The sequence below is a fragment of the Winogradskyella ouciana genome, assembly GCF_009709615.1.
Classification (GTDB): Bacteria; Bacteroidota; Bacteroidia; order Flavobacteriales; family Flavobacteriaceae; genus Winogradskyella; species Winogradskyella ouciana.
In genome coordinates, this window is the sequence record NZ_WJYA01000271.1 from 1 (window position 1) to 243 (window position 243).

1 protein-coding gene is annotated in these 243 nt (G+C 75.3%); it reads left to right on the top strand.

Features of this window, described 5'->3' with window-relative positions; translation table 11 throughout:
• Positions 1-64 precede the first annotated feature (64 nt).
• Positions 65-243, top strand: a 179-nt coding sequence (locus F1003_RS19130; protein ID WP_497986940.1) for a hypothetical protein, incomplete at its 3' end; no start/stop codon positions are given.

Sequence of the window (243 nt, forward strand, 5' to 3'; positions counted from 1 at the left end):
CGGGCCCGCGCCCGTCCCTCGATCGGCGCACCGGCGGCACGCCTCGTGTGGCAGGGTATCGGTCGTGGACCTCGACGCCTTCACCGACGTGCACCGCGCGGAGTGGGACCGCCTGGAGACCCTCACGCGGCGCCGCACGCTCGACGGCGCCGAGGCCGACGAGCTCGTGCGGCTCTACCAGGCGGTCGCGACGCACCTGTCGACCGTGCGGTCCGTCGCACCCGACCCGGTGCTCGTCTCGCA